This window comes from Mycobacterium sp. BMJ-28 (assembly GCF_054404835.1).
Genome location: NZ_CM136783.1, coordinates 3,392,169 through 3,412,525, shown reverse-complemented (window position 1 = coordinate 3,412,525; position 20,357 = coordinate 3,392,169). Strand labels below are relative to the sequence as shown.

Sequence of the window (20,357 nt, the reverse complement as noted above, 5' to 3'; positions counted from 1 at the left end):
CTATGGCTCTCACGTTCGCCGATATCGCCAAGGCCGAGTACATCCTGCTGACCACCTACACCTTGGACGGCCGGCCCAAACCGACCGCCATCTGGGCGGCGCCGGATGGGGACCGGCTGCTGGTCGTCACCCAGGCGAAATCCTGGAAGGTCAAGCGGATCCGCAACACCCCGCGGGTCACCGTCGCGATCTGCGATCGCGGCGGCAAACCCAAGAGCGAGGCTGTCGAGGCCACCGCAGCGATCCTCGATCAATCCCAGATCGGCCGCGTCTACGACGCCATCGGTGACCGCTACGGCCTGCTCGGCAAGACCTTCAACTTCTTCTCCAAGCTGCGTGGCGGTATGAAGAACAACGTCGGCCTCGAGCTCAGTGCGGCCGTCTAGCCCGGCGCCCGCGCGCCACACGGATATCGGCCGGCTGCTGCTGACCTGCCCGGACCGCGCGGGGATCGTCGCCACGGTGTCGACCTTCTTGACCGAGTCGGGCGCCAACATCATCTCGCTGGATCAGCATTCGACCCAGCCCGAGGGCGGAACGTTCCTGCAGCGCACCGTCTTTCATCTGCCCGGCCTCACCGCCGCGGGCCCCGAACTGGAACAGCGATTCGCCGCATTGGCCGCGGAATTCGACATCGAGTACCGGTTCACCGAGGCGGCCAAACCCAAGCGGGTGGCCATTATGGCGTCGACCGCCGACCACTGCCTGCTCGATCTGCTGTGGCGCAACCGCCGCGGCGAACTCGACATGACGGTGGTGATGGTGATCGCCAACCATCCTGAGCTGGCCGAGCAGGTCCGCGCGTTCAACGTGCCGTTCGTCTACATCCCGGCCACCCGCGACACCCGCGCCGAGGCCGAGCAGCGGCAGCTGGAGTTGTTCAAGGGCAATGTCGACCTGGTGGTGCTGGCCCGCTACATGCAGATCGTCACACCGGAGTTCCTCGATGCCGTCGGCACCCCGCTGATCAACATCCACCACTCCTTCCTGCCGGCGTTCGTCGGCGCCAACACCTACCGCCGCGCTCGGGAACGCGGGGTGAAACTGGTCGGCGCCACCGCGCACTATGTGACCGCCGACCTCGACGAGGGCCCGATCATCGAGCAGGACGTGGTGCGGGTGGACCACACCCATACCGTCGAGGATCTGGTGCGCCTCGGCGCCGACGTCGAGCGCGCGGTGCTGTCCCGCGCGGTGCTCTGGCATTGCCAGGATCGGATCCTCCGGCACGGCAACGAGACGGTTGTCTTCTGACCAGTGGCCCCGGGCCTTCGAGGACGTCTACCGCGAGAAATACCTGCTGCAGACCGGGGCGTTCGGCAAGGTCAAGGGCGACCCCGTCGAGGCAGTGGAACCGACCGGTTGCCGAGGAACCAGATCGCCGTGTCGCACGTTGTCCCGGCATGGCAATGCGACTGTTCCTCGTCTACGTTCTCGTCGAACTGGCGGTGGTCGTGGGTCTGGTGTCGACCATCGGATTCGGGTGGACGGTGCTCGCGCTGCTGGCCGCCTTCGGGCTCGGGCTGGCACTGGCCGGCGCCCAGCTCACCCGGCAGCTGGCCCGGCTGCAGAGCGCACTGAGTACCCGACGGGGTGACCCGTCGCTGGCCACCGACAGTGTGCTGGTCGCCGTCGGCACGATTCTGGTGGTGGTGCCGGGCCTGGCCAGTTCGGTGGTGGGTGCGCTGCTGTTGCTCCCGCCGACCCGGCGCGCGGCCCGGCCGCTGGCCAACGGCCTGATCAACCGCCAACTGAACCGCGCCGTCCCGGTGATGGTGTTCAGCAGCACCACCTCGAGTCAGCCCGGCCGTGGCGACTATGTGGACGGTGAGGTCATCGACGTGGTGGACGAAGTCATCACCCCGGCCCCGCTGGACCACCGGCCCAACTGAGCGCCGACTATTCTCACTGCCTCGTGACCACTCTGCTGTTCAACGGGCGCGTGCACAGCCCGGTCGCTCCGGACGCCACGGCGATGGCGGTGCGCGACGGCCTCGTCGTCTGGCTCGGGTCCGACGACACCGCCCGTACCGAGTTCCCGGACGCCGACGCGGTCGACCTGGCGGGCGCCTTCGTCGCCCCGGCGTTCGTCGACAGCCACATCCACACGACGGCGACCGGGCTGGCGCTGACCGGACTGGACCTGCGCGCCGCCCGGTCCCGCGAGCACTGCCTGCGCCTGATCGCCGACCACGCCGCGGCTCATCCCGACGGCATCATCTGGGGCCACGGCTGGGACGAGACGGCCTGGCCCGAGGCCGAGCCACCGGCCACCGCCGACCTCGACGCCGTGCTGGGCGGACACGCCGCCTACCTGAGCCGGGTAGACGTGCATTCCGCCGCCGCGTCCACCGGCCTGCGCTCCGCCGTCGCCGGCCTGCCGGCCCTGGCGGGCTTCCACCCGCAACGGCCGCTGACCGCCGCTGCCCACCACGCGGTCCGGGCCGCCGCCCGCGATCTGCTGACGCCGGCCCAGCGCCACGACGCGCAGCGCGCCGCGCTCGACGGGGCGGCCGCGCTCGGTATCGCCGCCGTGCACGAATGCGCCGGACCCGATATCGGCGGTCTGGACGACTGGCATGCGCTGCGGGCGCTCGACCACGGCGTCGAGGTCATCGGCTACTGGGGCGAGGCCGTGCGCAGCGCCGAGGCAGCCCGGGCGCTGACCGAGAGCACGGGCACCCGCGGGCTGGCCGGCGATCTGTTCGTCGACGGCGCCCTGGGGTCGCGGACCGCCTGGCTGCACGAGCCCTACGCCGACGCCCCGCACACCTGCGGTAACAGCTATCTGGACGCCGACGCCGTCACCGCGCACCTGCTGGCGTGCACCGAGGCGGGGGTGACGGCCGGTTTCCACGTGATCGGCGACGCCGCCGTCGCCACCGTCGTCGATGCCTTGCAGGTCGTCGCCGACCGTTTCGGCGGGCCTGCGGTCGCACGCTGTGGGCACCGGCTGGAACATCTGGAGATGGTGGATCCGGAGCAGGCCGCGCGGCTGGGCTCCTGGGGTGTCATCGCCAGCGTGCAACCCAACTTCGACGACCTCTGGGGCGGCCGGGACGGGATGTACGCCCAGCGTCTCGGGGTTGACCGAGCCGGCAAACTCAACCCGTTCGCGCTGTTAGCATCCCAAGGCGTGCCTCTCGCCTTCGGCTCGGACAGTCCGGTCACCGGACTGGACCCATGGCAATCCGTGCGCGCCGCCTCCGAACATCGCAGCCCGGGCAGTGCCGTGTCGGCGCGCGCGGCGTTCGCCGCCGCCACCCGCGGGGCCTGGCGAGCGGCGGGTGTGCGCGACGGTGTCACCGGCACGCTGGTGCCCGGGGCGCCCGCGTCCTACGCCGTCTGGGACGCCGGCGATCTGGAGGTGAGCGCACCGGCCACCGAAGCCGTGCAGCGGTGGTCCACCGATCCGCGTTCCCGGGTGCCCGCCCTGCCGAGGGTGACGCCGGACCGGTCGCCGCGCTGTCTGCAGACCGTGCACCGTGGCGTGGTCCTTCATGGCTGATACCGAACCCGACCTCGAACCCGAGACGGCGCCCGCGGCCGAACCGGTGGAGCCCGGCCGGCTGGCCCGGTTCGGTGCCCGGCTGACCAGGGCCGTCCTGCCGCGCCTGGCCCGGCTCGCGGTGTCGGTGTCGGCCGGCCTGCTGATGTGTGCGAGCTTCCCGCCCTGGGGCTGGTGGTACTGCGCGTTCGTGTCGCTCGCGCTGCTGGGCTGGGTGCTGACCCGGACCACGACCACCCGCGCGGGTGGATTCGGCTACGGCCTGCTGTTCGGGCTCGCGTTCTACGTCCCGCTGCTGCCGTGGATCGGAAATCTGGTCGGCACGCTGCCGTGGCTGGCCCTGGCGCTGTTGCAAGCACTGTTCCCGGCGCTGTTCGGGCTGCTGGCGGTGCTGGTGCGGGGGTTGCCCGGCTGGCCGGTGTGGCTTGCCGCGCAGTGGGCGGTGTCCGAATGGCTGAAATCCGTGGTGCCGTTCGGCGGCTTTCCATGGGGTGTGGTCGGCTTCAGCCAGGCCGGCAGCCCACTGCTGCCGCTGGCGCAGCTCGGTGGCGCGCCCCTGGTGTCGGTCGCGGTGGCGCTGGTCGGTTTCAGCCTGACGGCGATCGGCCTGGAGATCGTGCTGTGGTGGCGGCGCAGCCATCCCGATCATGTCGGAGCGAGCACCGACGCCGCGCGACCCGAGGTCGTCCTGCCCGGGGTGTGCATCTGCGTGGTGCTGCTGGGCACTGCACTGGTGTGGCCCGCAGTTCATCGCGCCGGTGCCGGTTCCGGTCAGCACCCGTCGGTGACCGTGGCCGCGGTGCAGGGCAACGTGCCCCGGCTGGGACTGGACTTCAACGCCCAACGCCGCGCCGTGCTGGACAACCATGTGGCCGAAACGCTGCGGCTGGCCGCCGACGTGCAGGCCGGGCGGGCGCCGCAGCCGATGGTGGTGATCTGGCCGGAGAACTCCTCGGATGTCGACCCGCTGATCAACGCCGATGCCGGGGCTGAGATCGCCCAGGCCGCCCGTGCCATCCGGGCTCCGATCCTGGTCGGCACGGTGTTACGGGCCCCCGGTTTCACCCCGGAGAACCCGGTGGCGACGAACACGGTGTTGGTGTGGGACGACGTGACCGGGCCAGGGCAGCGCCACGACAAGAAGATCGTCCAGCCGTTCGGTGAGTACCTGCCGTGGCGCAGCTTCTTCCGGCACATCTCGTCGTATGCCGACCGCGCCGGCTACTTCGTCCCGGGCGAGGGAAACGGTGTGGTGCAGGCGGCCGGCATCCCCATCGGTGTCACCACCTGCTGGGAGGTCATCTTCGACCGGGCCGCCAGGGAGGCCGTACTCGGCGGTGCCCAGCTGCTCACGGTGCCCGCCAACAACGCGACCTTCAACGAGGCGATGAGCGCGCAGCAGCTGGCCTTCGCCCGGTTGCGCGCCGTCGAGCACGATCGCTATGTGGTGGTCGCCGGGACGACCGGGATCAGCGCGTTCATCGCCCCCGACGGGCATGTGCTGGCCCGTACCGCGTTCTTCGAACCGGCCTACCTGGATACCGCGGTCCGGCTGAAGTCCGGTCTCACCTTCGCCACCGAGTGGGCGCCCGCGGTACAGATCGGGCTGATCGTGATCGGCCTCGGCGCTGTGATCGCGGCCATGCTGCACAATGGGAGTTTCGTGCGCAGGCGCCGGGCCGCGGGGTCCGGCGAAACGGATTTGCCGCCCAGCGGGGGCAGTGCAGACAAGCCCGACCCGGGCAGTGAGGACAAAGGAAGCACATGACCACTCCTGGAACAGGAGCGGAGCGACCGGGCAATCCGGCGTCGCCGAGCCGGCGGACGCTGGTGATCATTCCGACCTACAACGAGCGGGAGAACCTCCCGCTGATCGTGGGCAGGGTCCATGCCGCCCGGCCCGACGTACATGTGCTGATCGTCGACGACGGAAGCCCCGACGGCACCGGACGGCTCGCCGACGAGTTGTCCCTGGCCGATCCCGACCGGGTGCACGTCATGCACCGGATCAGCAAGGACGGGTTGGGCGCGGCGTACCTCGCCGGGTTCGCCTGGGGGCTCGGCCGCGAGTACTCGGTACTGGTGGAGATGGACGCCGATGGCAGCCACGCACCGGAGGAACTGAGCAGGCTGCTCGAAGCCGTCGACGGCGGCGCCGACCTGGCGATCGGCTCGCGGTACGTCCCGGGTGGGACGGTACGTAACTGGCCGTGGCGCAGGCTCGCGCTGTCCCGCACCGCGAACACCTATTCGCGGGTGCTGCTCGGGGTGGACATCCACGACATCACGGCCGGTTATCGCGCGTATCGCCGCGAGGTGCTGGAGAAGATCGACCTCGGCGCGGTCGACTCGAAGGGCTACTGCTTCCAGATCGATCTGACCTGGCGTGCCATCAATGCCGGCTTCAAGGTCGTGGAAGTGCCCATCACGTTCACCGAACGCGAACTCGGGGTGTCGAAGATGAGCGGATCGAACATCCGCGAGGCGATGTCCAAGGTCGCCGAATGGGGCATCCGGGGCCGGCTGGACCGGGCCCGCGGGATCACCCGCTAACGAGCCGCGGCGCGGCGTGCGTGTCGGTCGCCGATACGCACGCCTGACGCCGGGCCGGCAGCTCAGGATCCGCGGCGGCGGGTCTTGATGATGTCCAGACGCTCCTTGAGCAGCTCGTCGAGTTCCTCGACCGAGCGGCGCTCCAGCAGCATGTCCCAGTGGGTGCGGGGCGGTTTCACCTTTTTCGGCTCGGGGACATCACCCTCGATGAGGGTGCCCTCGAGGCCGTTACGGCACAGCCAGGTGCCGGGGATCTCGGCGTCGTCGGCGAACGGAACATCGAATTCCTCGCCGTTGTCGGTGCGGTAACGCGCGACCTGACGGGGCGCCAGATCGTGGTTGCGGTCGGTCTCGTAGCTCACAGCTCCGAGGCGACTGCCTCTCAATACACGGTCTGCCATCGTCGACACTCCTCTTAACGGCTGAATTTCGTCCGCAACTTCAACGCGGACGGTGCCCGCGAAGTTCCTGACTCGACCATCAAGAATACCGCCAGATGCCGGGCTTGCCGCCCCCGCAGGTCTACAGTCGTGATTCGTGACCGCAGCCGTGCCTTCCCCGGCGTCCTCCTCAGTGTCGGCTCCGCCCCGACGCCGCTCCCGTCCGCAGCCGTGCCGCTGGTGCGGCCGTGAGGTCGCCGACGCCGGCATGGGGCGACGCAGGCAGTACTGCAGGCAGTCTTGCCGTCAACGTGCCTACGAGCAGCGCGCCCAGGTGAAGGGCACCTCTTTGGCGCCCGACGCGGTGGTGCTGACCGCCGACGAGGCCGCCGATCTGGCCGACCGGGTCTATCAGGTTCGGTGCGCAGCCGAGGACATCGCCACCGCCCTCAAAGAGGGCGCGCAAGGATCCGAACTGCACGAGCTCTGCGAGACGCTGATCCAGGCCGCCAAGGCAGCCGACGGCTGGCGCTGACCGCGACAGGGCCCGGTCGCTGTCGAAAAAGACTGGTGCGCAGGCTTTTCACTTTGATTCAAGCCGAACGGAACGCTTCCGGTGTGATGCCCCCGCGCGTAGCGTGGCGGGTCGATCTGCCCCAGTGAGGAGCTCGTGTTGTCCGGCAAGTTCTTCTGGTTCCTGCCCACCAGCGGTGACAGCCGATCCATCGTGGGCTCGTCGCACGCCTCCGCGCAGCAGCACGTGCCGCCGGGCTACCGCGAGCCGAGTCTCCGGTATCTGGGCGAGGTGGCCCGCGCGGCCGATCGCCTCGGCTTCGAAGGCGTCCTGACCCCGACAGGAACATGGTGCGAGGACGCCTGGCTGACCGCGTCGGCGCTCGTGACGGAGACGGAGCGGCTGAAGTTTCTGGTGGCGTTCCGGCCCGGACTGGTGCCGCCCACCCTGGCCGCCCAGCAGGCGGCCACCCTGCAGCGCTTCTCGGGCGGCCGGATCCTGCTCAACATCGTCAGCGGCGGCGACGATGCCGAGCAGCGCCGGTTCGGTGACTGGCTCGACCACGATGCGCGTTATGCCCGCACCGGTGAGTTCCTGCATCTGATCACCGCCATCTGGCGCGACGAATCGGTCGACTTCGACGGTCAGCACTATCGGGTCCGCGACGCGCGGGTGTCGGCTCCGCCGGATCCGTTGCCGCAAATCTACTTCGGCGGGTCGTCACCGGCCGCACTGCCGATCGCCGCCGAATACGTCGACGTCTACCTGACGTGGGGGGAACCGCCCGCCGATGCGGCCGCCAAGATCGCCCGGGTGCGGGAGCTGGCCCGGGCCCGTGGACGGACGGTGCGATTCGGTATCCGGCTGCACACCATCAGCCGGGACACCTCGGCGGCAGCCTGGGCGGTGGCCGAGCAGCTGCTGGCCGGGCTGAGCCCGGATCAGATCGCCAAAGCCACTGCGTTGCATGCCAAGTCGGAGTCCGAGGGACAGCGCCGGATGACCGCGCTGCACGGTGGACGGCTGGACCGCCTGGAGATCTACCCGAACCTGTGGGCCGGCGTCGGCCTGGTCCGCGGCGGCGCGGGCACCGCCCTGGTCGGCAGTCATGAGGAGGTGGCGAATCTGATCTACGAGTACTACTCGCTGGGTTTCGACGAGTTCATCTTGTCCGGGTATCCGCACCTGGAAGAGGCCTACTGGTTCGCCGAGGGGGTGCTGCCCCTGCTCAAAGCCAAGGGCGTCACCGGTTAGCAGGACAGCCGGATCCCGATGTCCGGCGGGGCCTGCGCGGGTGTGAGGCAGCCGAACCCGTCCACGCCCGCCGGACGCATCCGGGCTGCCGTCTGGTGCGCGTGGTTGGCGCAGACCACCGCGTCGCCGTCGGCGCGGCAGGCGAAGTCACCGAACTTCAGCGTCTCGCCGGCACCCAGTCGCGCGCCACTGCCGTCGCCGAACGGCCCCGGATCCCCGTGCAGCGAACCGATATTCACGCTGGTCCCGTCGAAATCCACCCAGTTGCCCTTCCACACGGTGTAGGCATCCGGCGGTTTCGGGGGCGGGTCGGTGAGCTTCACGAGACAGGCCAGGGCCCCGTCGTTGTAGTGCGCGCTACTGATACAGCTGACCGTGTCGGTGCTGAACGCCACCCCTTGCACATCGGTGCTCGCGCCGTCGCGGGTCACCGACCCGAATTTGTCCACCGGGACGGCCTTGCCTGCGGCCACCCACCGGGCGATGTCGGCGATCGGCGCACCCCGGGCCGGCGTGCCGGTGGGTACCGGCGCCGAGGTGCCCGGTGTGATCGCGGTCAGCGGCGGCGGCGCCGACACGGCGGCCCCCTTCATATCCTGTGCACACCCTGCCACCAGGGCGGACGCCATGACCAGCACTGCCATCCGCATGCGGCCAGGGTAGTCGTTCGCTACCGTCAGGCCATGCACGAACACACCGTCCGCGTGAAGATCAGCACCGGGACGATCGAGGGATTCACCAGCAACGGGGTGCACCGCTGGCGCTCCATCCCGTATGCGAAGGCGCCGGTGGGCGCGCTGCGGTACCGCGCGCCGCGTCCCGCCGACCCGTGGCCGGGGGTGCGGTACTGCCACGGATTCACCTCCTGCGCTCCGCAGCAGCGGATGTACACCATGCTCGGGATCGGCAAATACCAGCCGATGAGCGAGGACTGTCTGACCCTGAACGTGGTGGCCCCCGAAGAGCCGTCCCGCGACGGACCACTTCCGGTGATGTTCTTCATTCACGGCGGCGGCTACATCATGGGCAGTTCGGCGACACCGCTCTACGACGGCGTCGCCCTGGCCCGGCGCGGCTGCGTGTACGTCTCGGTCAACTACCGGCTTGGAGCGCTGGGCTGTTTCGACCTGTCCGCGTTGTCCACACCCGAGCACCCGATCGACGACAATCTGTATCTGCGCGATCTGATCCTGGCGCTGCGGTGGGTGCGCGAGAACATCACCGTGTTCGGCGGCGATCCGGACAATGTGACGATCTTCGGCGAGAGCGCCGGCGCGCACGCCGTCGCCACCCTGATGGCCGTTCCGCAAGCCGAAGGCCTTTTCGCCCAGGCGATTTCGCAGAGCGCGGCGAGCGGTATGGTACGCACACCGGATCAGGCCACCATGTTCGCCGAACAGTTTGCCGGCCTGCTCGGCGCCTCCCCGCAGGACGGCGCTCGGGCCGCGATGTCCGCACGGCCGGCTGAGCTGCTCGCCGCCCTGGACACCCTGATCGCCCGCGCCGGCAAGGAGATGCCCGGCGCCTTCCCGGTCGGGCCGACGGCGGGCACCGAGCTGCTGCCCGAGGATCCGGTGGCCGCCATGCGTGGCGGGCGGGCCCACCGGATACCGCTCATCGTCGGCAGCAACGCCGAGGAGGGCAAGCTGTTCACCCGGTTCATGCAGCTGTTGCCGACCACCGAGCAGAGCATCGAGATGCTGCTCGCGGGCACCGGCACCGAGACCAGGGACCGGGTCATCGCCGCCTACCCGGACTATCCGGCCAAGGCCGCGTGCATCCGGCTGGGCGGTGATTTCGCGTTCGGGACCGCCGGCTGGGACATCGCCGAGGCGCACAGCCGGCACTGTCCCACCTACGTGTACCGCTACGACTATGCGCCACGGATCCTGAACTGGTCGGGAATGGGCGCCACCCATGCCACCGAACTGCTCGCGGTGTTCGGCGTGTACCGCACCCGATTCGGCGGGCTGCTGACGGCTGCCGCCGACGGCGCCTCGGCCCGCAGGGTCAGCGGGGAAGTCCAGGGCCGCTGGGGTACCTTCGGCCGGACTGGCAACCCCGGCGAGGGGTGGCCGCGGTACGACCAGGACATGCGGGCGGTGCTGGTCTTCGACCGCAACACGCACCTGGAGTATGACCCCGCCGCCGAACGCCGCCGGGCGTGGGCGGGGTTCACGCTGGCAGTCGGGTAGAACGGCCTGCGGGGGACGCCGCGGTGTGCTTGCGTAGAGCGATGGCGCACCCGCTCGATCCCCTCGAATCCGACGACTTCGCCGCTGTCGCGGAGATCCTGGGCGCCCGGCACGGTGTGCGCGCGCCCGGCTGGCGCTTCGCTTCCATCGAACTCGTCGAGCCGACCAAGGACGAGTTGCGGTCGTTCGCCGCAGGCGGTGGTGCGCCGCCGCGCCGCGCACTGGCGGTCTGCCTGGAGCGCGCCCGCAACGCCACCTACAAGGCGGTGGTCTCGCTGAGCGACGCGACGGTGCGGTCCTTCGAACACATCCCCGGCGTGCAGGCCAATTTCACCGTCGACGAATTCGTCGAATGCGACCAGGTGCTGCGGGCGCACCCCGAAGTCATCGCGGCGCTGGCGCGGCGCGGTATCACCGACCTCGACAGCGTGTTCATGGACACCTGGACCTACGGGGATGCGGTGGCTCCGCCGGAGTTCCGGGACCGACGGCTGGGCTGGTCGGACACCTGGCGCCGGGACGCGCCCGGCGCCAACCCGTACGCGCACCTGATCAGTGGCCTGCACTGTGTCATCGACCTGAACACCATGGAGGTGTTGCGGGTGGAGGATTCGGGTCCGTTCGCCGAGGGTGTGCAGCCTCCGGTGGTGATGGGAGAGTATGTCCCGCGGCACATCCCGGACCGGATATCTGCTGCCTCCCAACGTGATCCACTCAGACCGCTGCACATCACCCAGCCCGACGGCCCGTCGTTCGGTCTCGAGGGTCGCCTGCTGACGTGGCAGAACTGGTCGCTGCGGGTGGGGTTCAACTACCGCGAGGGGATGACGCTGCACACCATCACCTACCGGGACGGTGACCGGATCCGTCCGATCGCGCACCGGCTGTCGTTCGCGGAGATGGTGGTGCCATACCGGGACGCCTCGGTGGACCATTACCGCCGCACCGCGTTCGATATCGGCGAATGGGGCCTGGGGTTCATGACGACCTCACTGACCATGGGCTGTGACTGCCTCGGTGAGATCCGCTATCTGGATGCGGTGCTGCACAACAGCAAAGGCGAGCCGTACACCATCGCCGACGCCATCTGTATTCATGAGGAGGACAATGCCGTGCTGTGGAAGCACGTCGACCACGGCGCCGGTGCCGAGGTGCGCCGGATGCGCAGGCTCACGCTGAGCTTCCATGTCACCGTGGCAAATTACGAGTACCTGGTGTACTGGCGGCTGTACCAGGACGGCAACATCGAATGCGAGGTCCGCGCCACCGGGATCATGGTCACCACCCCGTTACCGCCGGGTGCGCCGAACCCCAACGGCACGCTGGTCGACGATCGCACCTACGCCCCGTTCCATCAGCATTTTCTGGTGGCCCGCCTGGACTTGGACGTCGACGGTCCGGACAACACCGTCTACATGTCGGAGTCCTATGCCGAACCCGTATCCGAGACCAATCCGCACGGGTTGTCGGTGGTGACCCGGAACATCCCGTTGCGCACCGAAACAGAGGGCAGGCAGGATCTCAACTTCGGCACCCAGCGAACGTGGAAGGTGGTCAACACCAACGTCGTCAACGGTCTGGGCACCCACCCGTCCTACAAGCTGGTGCCCACCGGGGCACTGCCCGCGATGTTCGATCCGTCGGCGCCGGTGATGAAACGGGCCAACGTCATCGGACACACCCTGTGGGTGACCCCGAACCGGCCCGATGAGCGTTGGCCGGCAGGCGAATTCGTCAATCAGTCGGCCTCCGACACCGGACTGGGGGAGTGGACCAAGGCGGACCGGCCGATCCTGAACACCGACGTGGTGCTCTGGTATGTGTTCGGCCTGCACCACATCACCCGCCCCGAGGACTGGCCGGTGATGCCGGTGGACGTGGTGTCGTTCTGGCTGAAACCGTTCGGCTTCTTCGACCGCAATCCGGCCCTGGATGTCGCCCCCGAGGAAAAACTTGACACCTGTCACATGTGACCGGCGCCACTGCTAGGTTCACATCCATGCAGAGCCGACTCATCGAGCGTCCCACCGATCTGACCGACGACTGGCTCACCGGGGTGCTGAAGGCGGGCCGGGTCGTCGGCCACGACGTCGAGCGCATCGGCACCGGCCAGATGAGCGAGTGCTACCGAGTGACGTTGCGTTACGTCGACGGGGACAGTGGCCCGGCCTCGGTGGTGCTCAAGGTGGCCGCGGCCGATGTCAACAGCCGAACCACCGGCGTGGCGTTGGGGCTGTACGAGCGCGAGGTGCGGTTCTACGCGGAGGTCGCGCCGGGCCGCAACGGCCCGTTCGCGCCGTGCTTCCATCACGCCTACGACCCGGAGTCCGGGGCGTTCGATCTGCTGCTCGGTGACGCGGCGGCGGCCGGCGTGGGTGACGAGATCCGCGGGGCGAGCGCCGAACAGGCGACGCTGGCGCTGCACCAACTCGGCCTCGTGCACGGCCCGCTGCTGGGTGACCCCGAGCTGGCCGGCGCCGGCTGGCTGAACCGCGACGCGCCGATCAATCAGCCGCTGATCGCGGGGCTGTATGCCGGATTCTGCGAGCGCTACGCCGACCGGATCGCACCCGGGCACCGCGAAGTGTGTGAGCGGCTGGTCGGTGCCTTCGACGCGTACCTGACGGGGGAGTCCGCAACCGCACAGGGCCTGGTGCACGGCGACTACCGGCTGGACAACATGTTGTTCGGGCATCCCGGCGCGGATCGGCCACTGACGGTGGTGGACTGGCAGACCGTGACCTGGGGGCCGGTTTGCACCGATGTCGCCTACTTCCTGGGTTGCGCTCTGGCCCCGGAGGTCCGCCGGGCGCACTACGACGACCTGCTGGGGACGTATCAGCGCGCCCTCGGCGCCGGTGCGCTGACGCTGGACGAGGTGCGCGACGGTGTGCGCAGGCAGAGTTTCTTCGGGGTGATGATGGCGATCGTCTCGTCGATGCTGGTCGAGCGGACCGAGCGCGGCGATGAGATGTTCATGACCATGCTGGAGCGCCACTGCGAGCACGTGCTGGACACCGACGCGCTGGCGGTTCTGCCGGAAAGCGCTGTGCCCGAACCGCTCACACCCGATGCCTCGGACGAGGGTGCACATCAGCCGACCGATGAGCCGCTGTGGAATGAGAGCTGGTACTTCGATTTCGCCGACGAGGCCCAGGGCATCGGCGGCTGGGTGCGGCTGGGTCTGTATCCCAACCAGCAGAAGGCATGGGTCAACGCGTTGCTGTGTGGCCCCGATATGCCGACGGTCGCCATCAATGATTTCGAGGTGCCCTTGCCTGTGGACCCGGGGCACGTGCACACCGACCACCTCGAGCTGAAGCTGACCGCGACGGATCCGTTGCGCACCTACCAGGTCACCGTTCGCGGGTGTGGCGAGACCTACGACGACCCTGCCGGCCTGCTGCACGGTGAGCGCGGGAAGCCCGCCGACCTGGCGCTGGATCTCGAGTTCACCAGTGTCGGTGCGCCCTATCAGTACCGGATCACGCCGCGCTACGAGATTCCGTGCACGGTGACCGGGACGGCGATCGTCGCCGGCCGGGAGTACCCGTTGTCCGCGGTCCCCGGCCAGCGCGATCACTCCTGGGGCGTGCGGGACTGGTGGAGCATGGACTGGGTATGGAGTGCTCTGCACCTGCAGGACGGCACCCATCTGCACGGCGTTGACATCCGCATCCCGGGTGTCCCACCGGTCGGTATCGGTTACACCCAGCGCCACGGTGAACTCGTCGAACTGCAGTCGGTGCTGGCGGAGAAAGACTTCGCCGACAACGGATTACCGGTGTCGACGACGCTGTCTTTCACGCCAGGCGATATCGAGGTGACGGTGGACGTGAAGGGGCATGCACCCGTGCTGTTGACCTCGCCGGATGGGCGAGTCAGTCAGTTCCCGCGGGCCTGGGCCACGGTCAGCACTGCCGACGGCCGCACCGGGGTCGGCTGGGTGGAATGGAACCGCAATCTCTGACCCGGCAAGCTGGTGACATGCTCGCGCTGAAATCGATGTCCTTGTTCGTGCTCGCCGCGGTGCTGGAGATCGGTGGCGCCTGGCTGGTGTGGCAGGGCGTGCGGGAGCACCGTGGTTGGTGGCTGGTGGGTGCCGGTGTGATCGCCCTGGGCGCATATGGTTTCGTCGCCGCGTTCCAGTCCGATGCGAATTTCGGCCGGGTGTTGGCCGCCTACGGCGGGGTGTTCGTGGCGGGCTCGCTGGTGTGGGGGATGGTGGCCGACGGGTTCAGGCCCGACCGCTGGGATGTGACGGGGGCGCTGGTGTGCCTGGCCGGAGTCGGGCTGATCATGTACGTCCCGCGTTAGGGGCGGTCGTCGTCCAACTCGTCGCGGCGCAGGCCCATCGGGGTGGCCGCGGGGACATCTCCGCCGGCGACCACCAGGCGGGTCAGCGGTGTCAGTGCCGCGAACAGCGAGCCAAGCTGCTCGTCGTCGAGGGCGTCGAACGCCGCCAGCGCCAACCGGTCGGTACTGTCCTCGATCTCTGTCTTGAGCGCCGCGCCGGCTGCGGTCAGTGTGCCTGCCGCATCGATCAACCCGCGGGAGGCCAGCCGGTCCAGCTGTTCCCGCCAAGCATCCTCGTCGTAATCGCGGCTGGGGCCGATCATTTCGCGCGGCACCCGGCCGGCCACCGAATGCAGCACATTGCACTCCCGCCCGCTGATCCCGAGGGCAGCCAGCACGGCGACGTGCCCGTCACCGCGTTGCTCACGTAGCAGCGTGGTGGCGTGCCAGAGTTTGGCAAGGGGCTCCTCGGGCCATGGCAGTGCCGCGTTGGCGGCGAACAACGGGCGGCCGTCCAGCGGGGCGCTGCGGGCCGCGATCGCCGCCAGGTCGGCCGCGGTGCGCACCGTCTCGTCATCGGTGAGTCCGTATCGGCGCAGCGTCGCCACCGCGGAGGCCTGCCGGGCAGCCAGGGCGGCGGCCGGGGTGGCGATCTCCCATGCCGCGGGCAGTGCCTTGTGCACCTGGCGCTCCGAGAAGTTGTAGAACACCGCGGTGACGACCTCCGCGGGAACCGGCCCGAGCGGTGCCGAGCGGGCCGCGAAATAGCCCGTCCAGAATCCGCGATAACCGAGCTCGCCCAGGGCCGCGCGGGATTCCGGGGCGAAATACGTCAGCGCATGCACAGGTTCGAGTCGATCGAACAGACGGCGGGCCACCGAGAGAGGCCGATTCACGAGGCCAGTAAAACATCCGCGGCCGACGCCCAACATCCCGGTGCGGTTTCCGGCACCCCGGTAGGGTTTCCGGCATGGAGGACTCGACAGGAATCGGTTCTTCGGCACCATCAGACCCGACGAACCAGCGGCGGATACGTGATGTCGCGATCGCCTGCTTCGCGGAGCACGGCGTGTCCGGGACGTCGTTGCGCACCATCGCCGACGCCGCGGATGTGAGCGTGGGCCTCATCCAGCATTACTTCGGCAGCAAGGCGGGATTGATAGCTGCGATCGACGAGCACGTGCTGGAGGTGTTCGGACTGCTTCTGCATGATCGCCCGGCACCGGGATCGGAACAGAACTCGAGCATCTACCTGGGCGGAAACGCCCGGTTGTTCGTCGAGTACCCGGACGTCGTCGACTATGTCGCCCGGGTTCTGCCGGAAGGCGGCCCGACCGGCGCGGCGATTTTCGACGGGCTGGTGGACATCAGCGCGAAGCAGGGCGAAACGTTCATCGCGCGCGGGCTCGCCTGGCCCGACCTCGACCCGATGTGGTCGGTGCTGAATCCGGTGCTGGTACGTATCGCGGCGAGTGTGTTGCGCAGGCACATCGAACGCCACATCCCCGGTCCGCTGTACAGCCACGAGCAAACCGTGCGGTGGGACATCGCCACCACCAACCTGATCCGGCACGGTCAACTCGAGCCGGACACCGGCACCGCCGAACAGTCCGATCGCTGATCGGGATTTGCGCCGCTAGGCCTCGTCGGCGACCGCACGGGCGGCCTCGTCGATGATGGCTCGCATGGCGCGTTCCGCTCCGGATTCGTCGCGCAGCCGCACTGCCCGCGCCACCTCGTCGTGCAGTGCGATGGCCTCGGGGTTGGGCAGCTCGGGCATCATCCCGTGGTGGGTGCGCCCGGCGAGCACCTCGGCGACCACGCCGTTGAGCGCACGGAACATCTCGTTCCCGCTGGCCTCCAGCAGCGTCTGGTGAAAGATCTTGTCCGCCTGTAGGTATGCCGCGAGGTCGCCGGAGCGGCCGTGCATCACCATGTCCGACACCGCTGCGGCCATGATCCGGCAGTGGTGCGGGTCGGCCCGCGCAGCGGCCAGCGCGGCAGCTGCCGGTTCGAAGCCGCGGCGCAGCTCCGACAGCGACAGCAACTGCGCAGCACGGTCGCCGGATTCCAGGCGCCAGCGAATCAGCCTGGGGTCGAACACATTCCAGTTGACCGCCGGCTGGATGGTGATGCCGACCCGGCGCCGGGAGGCCACCATGCCCATCGACTCCAGGACGCGGATGGCCTCGCGGGCCACGCTGCGCGACACTCCGTGTTCGGCGCTGACCCCTTCGAGGTTGATCACGTCACCGGGCGGGTACTTCCCGGACACCACGGCGGCGCCGAGCGCGGTCAACACGTTGTCGTGCAGAGCGCTGACGTTTGGCGGCTTTACCACGGTTACATCGTGTCATAACTTAGCTCGACCGGTTTAAAGCAGATTTATTTGTGATGATCTTGCAATAGTCATACGTTTGAGTCATTCTGTGTGAGGTCAACCACAGCTAGGCAGGAGCAGCAATGACGTCACCGATCGTCGTCATGGGCGTCTCGGGGTCCGGAAAGTCCACCGTCGGCGCCGCGCTGGCGCAACGGTTACGTGTCCCCTTCGCCGACGCGGACGACTTCCACCCGCCCGCCAACATCGAGAAGATGAAGGCGGGTCATCCGCTCGACGACGCGGACCGCGGGCCCTGGCTGGACGCCATCGGACGCTGGCTGGGCGAGCATTGCGCCGCCGGCGGCGTGATGAGCTGCTCGGCCCTCAAGCGCCGTTACCGCGATCAACTTCGTGGGCACTGCGCAGGCACCGAGTTCCTGCATCTGAGCGGCACTCCCGAGGTCATCGGTGCCCGGCAGGCCAGCAGACCGGGACACTTCATGCCCGCCTCCCTGCTGGCATCACAGTTCGACACCCTCGAACCGCTGGCAGCGGACGAGGGCGGCGTCGTGATCGACGTCGGCCAGAGTATCGACGCCATCGTCGACACCTACATCTCACTCACTGGAGGGGAATCCCGATGAACGCCGCCGCGACACTGCTGGCCGACGCGCCCAAACTCGTCGAACCGGTGGCATCCGCCCCGCAATTGATTCTGGCCTTCCTCGTCGGCATCGCCGTCATCGTCGTCCTGATCACCCTGGTCAAGCTGCACCCGTTCCTGGCGCTCATCTTCGGTGGACTGACCGTGGGGCTGGTGGCCGGAGAGAACCTCACGAAGGTGCTCAAATCGTTCACCGACGGGTTCGGCTCGACGGCCGCGAGCGTCGGCATCCTCATCGCACTGGGCGCGATGTTCGCCAAACTGCTCGCCGACTCCGGTGGCGCCGACGAGATCGTGGACACCATCGTCGGTGCGGCGTCGCCACGGATGTTGCCGTGGGCCATGGCGCTGGTCGGCGCCATCATCGGCCTGCCGATGTTCTTCGAGATCGGTCTCGTGCTGCTGATGCCGGTCATCTACCTGGTGGCGCGCCGCTCCCAGCAGTCGCTGATCACCATCGGCATCCCCGCACTCGCCGGTCTGTCGGCCATGCACGGTTTCGTCCCGCCGCATCCCGGGCCGCTGACGGCCGTCGGCCTGCTCAACGCCGATCTGGGCGTCACCCTGGGCCTCGGCGTGCTGGTGGCGATCCCGACGATCGTCGTGGCGGGACCGCTGTTCGGAAAGCTCGCCGGCAAATGGGTGGTGGTCGACGCACCCGACACCTTCGACTCCTCACGCCCCTCCGATGAGGCGGCGCAGCGCCGGCCGTCGTTCGGGATCACCCTGTTCTCGGTGCTGCTGCCGGTCGCGCTGATGCTCGGCAAAGCCATCGCCGATATCTTCATCGACGACGAAAAGCAATGGCTCCGAGTCATCTTCGATGCTCTGGGCACGCCGCTGATCGCGCTGCTGCTCGCGGTCATCGTCGGCATGTTCACCCTGGGCCGGGGCGCCGGCATGGATCGGGCCGCGCTCACCAAATGCATCGAATCGGGCCTACCGCCGGTCGCCGGCATCATCCTGATCGTGGCCGCCGGTGGCGGATTCAAACAAGTGTTGGTGGACAGCGGTATCGGCACCATGCTGGCCCGCTGGGCCGAAGGTGTGCACATCTCGGTTCTGGTGCTGGCCTGGGTGCTCGCGGTGCTGATCCGGCTGGCCACCGGGTCGGCCACGGTCGCCACCATCACCGCCTCGTCGCTGATCCTCGGGTTGGTGGAGGGCATGAGTACCGGACAGGTGTCGCTGGTGGTACTGGCCGTCGGCGCCGGCTCGCTGTTCTTCTCCCATGTCAACGACGCGGGATTCTGGCTGGTGAATCAGTACTTCCGGCTCAGCGTCGGCCAGACCATCAAGACCTGGTCGATCATGGAGACGGTGCTGTCGGTGAGCGGCCTGGTCGTCGTGCTGATCCTGGACATCTTCGTCTGATCGCCCGGCGTCTCGTCGGTCAGGGACTCTGCCGGGGCCGGGTGTCGACCTGGGGCACCTTGACCCAGCCAGGGTTGTTGACGAAATCGGACAGGCAACCGGGCAGACCCCGGCAGGCGATGATCGCGCCGGCGCTGGGCGCGGCGCCGATCGCGGGTGGCACGGTGACCACCAGGTCACAGTTGTCGGTGTAGGCGCCGACTTGTTGCTTGCCGACCAGAATTCCTTGATTGGGACAGGTTGCCTGCGCCACGCCCGGTGGGTGGACCGCGGCCGGGGCGAGCATCGCTGCGCCCACGGCGCCGGCGAAGGCGCTCGCGGTGATCCAGCGGGCCGGGGTGCGCACATCCTGAGAATACGCTGGAAACGTCACCCGGGATACGGCCGAGGCCAGGGCTGCGCCGGCAGGGACCCCGGCGGCGGGCGCAGGCCTTCCAGCACCGCCCGCAGCGGTGGCCAGTGCGCGCGCCCGCGCCGGGTGACCGCGTAGGTGGTCAGTACTACGCTGGGATCGTCCAGTCTCATCACCGTCACACCGGCCATCGTGGGTCGGCCCATCGGAAGCAGGCCGACGCCGTATCCACCGACGATGAGATCCTCCACCAGGTCCAGGCTGTCGATCTGATGCGCGATACGCGGGGTGAACCCGGCGAGCGCGGCCAGTGCGCGCAGGGCGATCTCGTCGGCGGTGTTGCGCGAGTTGACGATCCATGGCCGGTCGGCATAACGGGCGATGCTGTTCTGTGGTGGGGCATCGTGGTCGGGCACGCCCAGTCCCCACGGGATGGACCACAGCGGGATCGCCTCGAGCACCGGACTCAGCGCGGCCGGCGCCAGGTTGTAGTCGTAGGTGAGCGCCAGGTCCAGATCGTCGTCGACGAGCAGCCCGAACGCCTCGGTCGGCTCGTATTCGCTGATCACGATTTTGATCGCGGGATGTCGGGCCGTCAGCTCGGGCACGATCGGCAGTAGCGAGACCCGGATCCCGGTGGCGAAACCGCCGATGCGCAGCGTCCCCGACGGCTCCGCGTGTGGATCGAGGTCCAGCCGCGCGGCGTCGATCGCGGCCAGGATGGTCACCGCATGGTCGGCGAGCCGCCGCCCGGCGGGGGTCAGCCGAACCCGGCGGCCGTCGGGCTCGATGAGCGTGGCCGCGGTCTCCTTGGCCAGCGCCGCGAGCTGTTGGGACACCGTCGATGTCGTGAGGTGGTGGGCGTCGGCGACGGCACGCATCGAACCGAGCCGCGACAACGTCAGCAGCAGCTGCAAGCGGCGAGGGTCCATTCGGCCATTGTG

General features: G+C 68.7%; 21 protein-coding genes. 15 read left to right on the top strand and 6 right to left on the bottom strand.

The genetic code is table 11. The annotated features are described in order from the left end of the window. The first annotated feature begins 2 nt into the window (after positions 1-2). The 6 genes from ACXPWS_RS16975 (at position 3) to ACXPWS_RS16950 (ending at position 6,061) form a co-directional block, all read left to right on the top strand. Positions 3-386 carry a PPOX class F420-dependent oxidoreductase gene (locus ACXPWS_RS16975; RefSeq protein WP_458707783.1) on the top strand — a complete coding sequence of 128 codons (384 nt, stop codon included), beginning with the start codon at positions 3-5 and terminating at the stop codon, positions 384-386. Then, positions 373-1,254, top strand: coding sequence for a formyltetrahydrofolate deformylase (gene purU, locus ACXPWS_RS16970; RefSeq protein WP_458707782.1), 882 nt, complete (start codon positions 373-375; stop codon positions 1,252-1,254). Before ACXPWS_RS16975 ends, purU begins: the two co-directional genes overlap by 14 nt. 149 nt (positions 1,255-1,403) lie before the next feature. Next, positions 1,404-1,892, top strand: a complete 489-nt coding sequence (locus ACXPWS_RS16965; RefSeq protein WP_458707781.1) for an FxsA family protein — start codon at positions 1,404-1,406, stop codon at positions 1,890-1,892. Between the two features lie 23 nt (positions 1,893-1,915). Further along, entirely contained in the window at positions 1,916-3,508 is a 1,593-nt protein-coding gene (locus ACXPWS_RS16960; protein WP_458707780.1) for an amidohydrolase, read from the top strand. Then, positions 3,501-5,276 (top strand): apolipoprotein N-acyltransferase, encoded by a 1,776-nt coding sequence (gene lnt, locus ACXPWS_RS16955; protein ID WP_458707779.1) that lies wholly within the window; start codon positions 3,501-3,503, stop codon positions 5,274-5,276. The genes ACXPWS_RS16960 and lnt overlap by 8 nt, the downstream gene beginning before the upstream one ends. Further along, a complete protein-coding gene (locus tag ACXPWS_RS16950) occupies positions 5,273-6,061 on the top strand; it encodes a polyprenol monophosphomannose synthase (RefSeq protein WP_458707778.1) in 789 nt (262 codons plus the stop codon). Before lnt ends, ACXPWS_RS16950 begins: the two co-directional genes overlap by 4 nt. 62 nt (positions 6,062-6,123) lie before the next feature. Here ACXPWS_RS16950 and rbpA read toward each other — a convergent pair whose 3' ends face one another. After that, positions 6,124-6,462 (bottom strand): RNA polymerase-binding protein RbpA, encoded by a 339-nt coding sequence (rbpA, locus tag ACXPWS_RS16945; protein ID WP_264022623.1) that lies wholly within the window; start codon positions 6,460-6,462, stop codon positions 6,124-6,126. Positions 6,463-6,634: 172 nt separating this feature from the next. Between rbpA and ACXPWS_RS16940 the strand changes: the two genes are divergently transcribed. Continuing rightward, complete coding sequence (locus ACXPWS_RS16940) at positions 6,635-6,976, top strand: hypothetical protein (protein ID WP_458713568.1); 342 nt, start codon at positions 6,635-6,637, stop codon at positions 6,974-6,976. A 138-nt stretch (positions 6,977-7,114) separates the two neighbouring features. Beyond that, positions 7,115-8,209 (top strand): LLM class flavin-dependent oxidoreductase, encoded by a 1,095-nt coding sequence (locus ACXPWS_RS16935; RefSeq protein ID WP_458707777.1) that lies wholly within the window; start codon positions 7,115-7,117, stop codon positions 8,207-8,209. Here the strand turns inward: ACXPWS_RS16935 and ACXPWS_RS16930 are convergent. Next, positions 8,206-8,859: a hypothetical protein gene (locus ACXPWS_RS16930; RefSeq protein WP_458707776.1), complete on the bottom strand. Its 654-nt coding sequence runs from the start codon at positions 8,857-8,859 to the stop codon at positions 8,206-8,208. The genes ACXPWS_RS16935 and ACXPWS_RS16930 overlap by 4 nt on opposite strands. Before the next feature lie 33 nt (positions 8,860-8,892). Here ACXPWS_RS16930 and ACXPWS_RS16925 point away from each other — a divergent pair, with 33 nt between their 5' ends. Genes ACXPWS_RS16925 through ACXPWS_RS16910 form a run of 4 tightly spaced genes read left to right on the top strand, consistent with a single transcriptional unit; the run spans position 8,893 to position 14,721 of the window. Next, positions 8,893-10,404: a carboxylesterase/lipase family protein gene (locus ACXPWS_RS16925; protein WP_458707775.1), complete on the top strand. Its 1,512-nt coding sequence runs from the start codon at positions 8,893-8,895 to the stop codon at positions 10,402-10,404. Between the two features lie 41 nt (positions 10,405-10,445). After that, on the top strand, positions 10,446-12,377 hold the full coding sequence (locus ACXPWS_RS16920) for a primary-amine oxidase (RefSeq protein WP_458707774.1): 1,932 nt from the start codon (positions 10,446-10,448) through the stop codon (positions 12,375-12,377). Positions 12,378-12,403: 26 nt separating this feature from the next. After that, positions 12,404-14,374 carry a DUF7064 domain-containing protein gene (locus ACXPWS_RS16915; RefSeq protein WP_458707773.1) on the top strand — a complete coding sequence of 657 codons (1,971 nt, stop codon included), beginning with the start codon at positions 12,404-12,406 and terminating at the stop codon, positions 14,372-14,374. Between the two features lie 17 nt (positions 14,375-14,391). Then, entirely contained in the window at positions 14,392-14,721 is a 330-nt protein-coding gene (locus tag ACXPWS_RS16910; protein WP_458707772.1) for a YnfA family protein, read from the top strand. Here the strand turns inward: ACXPWS_RS16910 and ACXPWS_RS16905 are convergent. Continuing rightward, positions 14,718-15,596, bottom strand: a complete 879-nt coding sequence (locus ACXPWS_RS16905; protein ID WP_458707771.1) for an SCO6745 family protein — start codon at positions 15,594-15,596, stop codon at positions 14,718-14,720. The two genes, ACXPWS_RS16910 and ACXPWS_RS16905, sit on opposite strands and share 4 nt — an antisense overlap. A gap of 74 nt (positions 15,597-15,670) precedes the next feature. Here ACXPWS_RS16905 and ACXPWS_RS16900 point away from each other — a divergent pair, with 74 nt between their 5' ends. Then, positions 15,671-16,321, top strand: a complete 651-nt coding sequence (locus tag ACXPWS_RS16900; RefSeq protein ID WP_458707770.1) for a TetR/AcrR family transcriptional regulator — start codon at positions 15,671-15,673, stop codon at positions 16,319-16,321. Between the two features lie 15 nt (positions 16,322-16,336). Here the strand turns inward: ACXPWS_RS16900 and ACXPWS_RS16895 are convergent, their stop codons facing one another. Then, the gene (locus ACXPWS_RS16895; protein WP_458707769.1) at positions 16,337-17,041 is read right to left on the bottom strand and encodes a FadR/GntR family transcriptional regulator; all 705 of its coding nucleotides are present in this window, start codon (positions 17,039-17,041) and stop codon (positions 16,337-16,339) included. Between the two features lie 122 nt (positions 17,042-17,163). Here ACXPWS_RS16895 and ACXPWS_RS16890 point away from each other — a divergent pair, with 122 nt between their 5' ends. After that, positions 17,164-17,667: a gluconokinase gene (locus ACXPWS_RS16890; protein WP_458707768.1), complete on the top strand. Its 504-nt coding sequence runs from the start codon at positions 17,164-17,166 to the stop codon at positions 17,665-17,667. Beyond that, the gene (locus ACXPWS_RS16885) at positions 17,664-19,061 is read left to right on the top strand and encodes a GntP family permease (protein WP_458707767.1); all 1,398 of its coding nucleotides are present in this window, start codon (positions 17,664-17,666) and stop codon (positions 19,059-19,061) included. Before ACXPWS_RS16890 ends, ACXPWS_RS16885 begins: the two co-directional genes overlap by 4 nt. Positions 19,062-19,080: 19 nt before the next feature. On the opposite strand, the gene ACXPWS_RS16880 is transcribed toward ACXPWS_RS16885, so the two are convergent. Both ACXPWS_RS16880 and ACXPWS_RS16875 read right to left on the bottom strand, forming a co-directional pair. Continuing rightward, entirely contained in the window at positions 19,081-19,407 is a 327-nt protein-coding gene (locus tag ACXPWS_RS16880) for a hypothetical protein (protein WP_458707766.1), read from the bottom strand. 23 nt (positions 19,408-19,430) lie between these two features. Then, positions 19,431-20,345 (bottom strand): LysR family transcriptional regulator, encoded by a 915-nt coding sequence (locus ACXPWS_RS16875; protein ID WP_458707765.1) that lies wholly within the window; start codon positions 20,343-20,345, stop codon positions 19,431-19,433. Positions 20,346-20,357: the final 12 nt, after the last annotated feature.

What these genes read in the sequence shown, in the direction of transcription:
- ACXPWS_RS16975 (WP_458707783.1), top strand. Translation starts at nt 3, where the DNA reads ATGGCTCTCACGTTCGCCGATATCGCCAAGGCCGAGTACATCCTGCTG.
- ACXPWS_RS16965 (WP_458707781.1), top strand. Translation starts at nt 1,404, where the DNA reads ATGGCAATGCGACTGTTCCTCGTCTACGTTCTCGTCGAACTGGCGGTG.
- lnt (WP_458707779.1), top strand. Translation starts at nt 3,501, where the DNA reads ATGGCTGATACCGAACCCGACCTCGAACCCGAGACGGCGCCCGCGGCC.
- ACXPWS_RS16950 (WP_458707778.1), top strand. Translation starts at nt 5,273, where the DNA reads ATGACCACTCCTGGAACAGGAGCGGAGCGACCGGGCAATCCGGCGTCG.
- rbpA (WP_264022623.1), bottom strand. Translation starts at nt 6,462, where the DNA reads ATGGCAGACCGTGTATTGAGAGGCAGTCGCCTCGGAGCTGTGAGCTAC.
- ACXPWS_RS16930 (WP_458707776.1), bottom strand. Translation starts at nt 8,859, where the DNA reads ATGCGGATGGCAGTGCTGGTCATGGCGTCCGCCCTGGTGGCAGGGTGT.
- ACXPWS_RS16925 (WP_458707775.1), top strand. Translation starts at nt 8,893, where the DNA reads ATGCACGAACACACCGTCCGCGTGAAGATCAGCACCGGGACGATCGAG.
- ACXPWS_RS16920 (WP_458707774.1), top strand. Translation starts at nt 10,446, where the DNA reads ATGGCGCACCCGCTCGATCCCCTCGAATCCGACGACTTCGCCGCTGTC.
- ACXPWS_RS16915 (WP_458707773.1), top strand. Translation starts at nt 12,404, where the DNA reads ATGCAGAGCCGACTCATCGAGCGTCCCACCGATCTGACCGACGACTGG.
- ACXPWS_RS16910 (WP_458707772.1), top strand. Translation starts at nt 14,392, where the DNA reads ATGCTCGCGCTGAAATCGATGTCCTTGTTCGTGCTCGCCGCGGTGCTG.
- ACXPWS_RS16900 (WP_458707770.1), top strand. Translation starts at nt 15,671, where the DNA reads ATGGAGGACTCGACAGGAATCGGTTCTTCGGCACCATCAGACCCGACG.
- ACXPWS_RS16890 (WP_458707768.1), top strand. Translation starts at nt 17,164, where the DNA reads ATGACGTCACCGATCGTCGTCATGGGCGTCTCGGGGTCCGGAAAGTCC.
- ACXPWS_RS16885 (WP_458707767.1), top strand. Translation starts at nt 17,664, where the DNA reads ATGAACGCCGCCGCGACACTGCTGGCCGACGCGCCCAAACTCGTCGAA.
- ACXPWS_RS16875 (WP_458707765.1), bottom strand. Translation starts at nt 20,345, where the DNA reads ATGGACCCTCGCCGCTTGCAGCTGCTGCTGACGTTGTCGCGGCTCGGT.